3 protein-coding genes are annotated in these 2,038 nt (G+C 40.4%); all 3 read left to right on the forward strand.

Annotated elements, in window-relative coordinates; all coding sequences use genetic code 11:
- Positions 1 to 70: 70 nt before the first annotated feature.
- The 3 genes from APB76_RS18175 to APB76_RS18185 all read left to right on the forward strand — a co-directional run bounded on the left by APB76_RS18175 (position 71) and on the right by APB76_RS18185 (position 1,876).
- Positions 71 to 679, forward strand: a complete 609-nt coding sequence (locus tag APB76_RS18175; protein WP_054963671.1) for a hypothetical protein — start codon at positions 71 to 73, stop codon at positions 677 to 679.
- A 124-nt stretch (positions 680 to 803) separates the two neighbouring features.
- Positions 804 to 1,292 (forward strand): GNAT family N-acetyltransferase, encoded by a 489-nt coding sequence (locus APB76_RS18180; RefSeq protein WP_054963670.1) that lies wholly within the window; start codon positions 804 to 806, stop codon positions 1,290 to 1,292.
- Between the two features lie 152 nt (positions 1,293 to 1,444).
- Positions 1,445 to 1,876, forward strand: coding sequence for a hypothetical protein (locus APB76_RS18185; RefSeq protein WP_054963669.1), 432 nt, complete (start codon positions 1,445 to 1,447; stop codon positions 1,874 to 1,876).
- The last annotated feature ends 162 nt before the right edge of the window (positions 1,877 to 2,038 follow it).

Below are 2,038 nucleotides of genomic sequence, written 5' to 3' on the forward strand. Positions count from 1 at the left end.
TACGGTAGCTTGTTTACGTTTTGTGTTATGTTGTCAGCCACTTAGCAGGGCGTTATGCACTTAGGGTTGTATGAAAGAACTATTGGAAAGAATTCAAACAGAGTTTGATGAAGCAGAAGGTAATATTCGCATCGTTGATGCTGATTGGTATGCGGACGATCTTAGGATTAGCCTTTCAGTCTTGATGCATAATGAGGCTGCTCCTGAACTTTGGGAAGTTCAGTGTATTGGTGTCGTTGAAGAGTCTATATGCTCTGTTGAAGAAGAGTTACTCTCTATATCTAAGAACTCTCCTCTTTTAATTCCATACCAAGAAGTAGAAATTGACCTGTTTTTTTCGGGAAACTCATGCAGCCCAGAGTCACTTCTTGGTGTTCTTTTCAGCGCCTGTGTGGAGATAATGGGAAAAGCGGAATACTTAGTCCGGTTCTTGAATCAAAAGCCAACTGTAAATGGGATCGTGAAAACTAAATTTGGTACTTTAGGTCGCTTCCCCAAATCATTGGCTGACAAAATTACTCAAGAGCTAAGTGCACTGCCAATAAATATCAAGCCCATTGAGGTAGGTCCACCAAAACACTGGACAGGATCAGAATTCATAAGTTACCAAAGCTTGTCTGTTTTTGAGTTAGGTAATTCTTACGTTATAGCAGAAAGCTTTGCCGCAGTACGTGCATAACAAAGCATTAAAGAGTGATTCCTTACGCTTGCCGGTTTCGCTTCGCTCACATTATGGCAAGCGTGCGTCACACCTTAATGCGGCGTTATGTTGCCGATTGAATTTACCGCAATGGAAGGAATATATGGTTGTACTCAGGGAAATGCGCCAAGAAGAGTATCCTGATTATTGTCAGTACTTTATTGACGACTATAGCCGAGAAATTGCTCAAAACTATGGGCACTCAATGGAACTTGCCATTGAGTTGGCAAGAAAAGATCTTCATCGTTGTTTTCCGAACGAGTTGGAGGGGAAAGAGCATTCGTTGCTTTGTATCGAGACCGAATTGAATGGGCAACAATGCTTAGTTGGTTATTTATGGCATTCCGTTAATGTTACTGACAAGTCTACTTTTATATACGACTTTTACGTGTCGAGTGAATATAGAGGCTGCGGTTATGGAACAGCCTCTATATCTGAATTAGAAAAACAGTTGCAAGAATGTGGTGTTGAACAAATTAAGTTGAGGGTTGCTTATCATAATGAACGAACCCTCAAACTGTACCAAGCTGTAGGTTTTGCCATCACGGGCTTCAACATGTCTAAGAAAATAGGTGTTATTGCCTCAACATAACAAGCTGCTTAAGACGGACTGCCAACGTTCGGCGAATTTACTTCAAAATTTGGTCTGTGTTTAAGGTGGTCAGTTTACGTTTTGTGATATGTTGTCAGCCACTTAGCAGGGCGTTATGTATCCGAACAATATAAAAAATGGAGATAGTCAGTATGGAAAGATTCGCTTATTTTTCACCAGAGTTAATTTCTGGAGATGAGCTAAGAGCTGCATATACCTTCGCAGTAAAAATGGCTAAAGAAAAAGATGCACCACTAACAGTTTTGGTCAATAGCATAGGAACATGCAGCCAGTTTTTAGAGAAAATCTTTACCGAAGTGGAAAAGAATAAACTGAGGCGATACGAAACCATTACTAAAAACGGTGTAGACGTTCAGCTTAAGTCACCTGATGGTTTTAAGGATTATCAACCTTATGGGGTAATCCTTGCGTTACATTCTTCTCCAAAAGCCATCCAGAAAATTGAGTCTAATGACCAGACAATAGCAGTAATAGCGGTGGCTGAGATTAACCACTTAGCAGAGCATCTTACCAACTGGAAGACTGAAAAAGACGTTAAAGAACTTAAGCGACAAGATACTTAACAAACTGTTTAAGAGTGATTCGCAACGCGTGGCATTTTCACTATGCGTTGTTTTCAGTGTTTAAGGTGTTCTGCGGAGGCTTGGGCATTGCGTTGCTCACACCTTAACAGGGCGTTATAAGCCTTGAAGTATTACATAGGATATTGAACATTGGAAAATACA

This window comes from Vibrio bivalvicida (assembly GCF_001399455.2).
Taxonomy (GTDB): Bacteria; Pseudomonadota; Gammaproteobacteria; order Enterobacterales; family Vibrionaceae; genus Vibrio; species Vibrio bivalvicida.

Coding starts and splice junctions, on each gene's coding strand:
- APB76_RS18180 (WP_054963670.1), top strand. CDS start 804: ATGGTTGTACTCAGGGAAATGCGCCAAGAAGAGTATCCTGATTATTGT.
- APB76_RS18185 (WP_054963669.1), top strand. CDS start 1,445: ATGGAAAGATTCGCTTATTTTTCACCAGAGTTAATTTCTGGAGATGAG.
- APB76_RS18175 (WP_054963671.1), top strand. CDS start 71: ATGAAAGAACTATTGGAAAGAATTCAAACAGAGTTTGATGAAGCAGAA.